1 protein-coding gene is annotated in these 265 nt (G+C 55.8%); it reads right to left on the bottom strand.

The window, feature by feature from the left end; translation table 11 throughout:
- On the bottom strand, nt 1-265 hold a 265-nt coding region (locus tag ACPYOI_RS36355), incomplete at both ends, for a S1C family serine protease (RefSeq protein WP_481424213.1).

The raw sequence follows: 265 nt of genomic DNA, 5'->3' as shown, positions 1-265 counted from the left end.
AATGGATACATTGATCCCCAGAGCTTTCTCGAAGTCTGTATTGTTGTCCTGCACTAGAACGCCGAGGTGGCCGCGGCGAATTTCACCATGGTCAATCAGTTGTTGCATGGTCCCTCTCACCGTGTTGATCGGGATGGCAAAGCCGATGCCGATATTGCTGCCTGAGGGGCCGATGATGGCGCTGTTGATGCCGACAAGCTCTCCGTCGAGGTTGACAAGGGCGCCGCCGGAGTTGCCGGGATTGAGCGAAGCATCGGTTTGAATG

The sequence above is a fragment of the Rhizobium sp. SVR5-2C genome (assembly GCF_056755115.1).
Note: the sequence above shows the minus strand (reverse complement) of the source record. Positions and strands in the feature narration are given on the sequence as shown.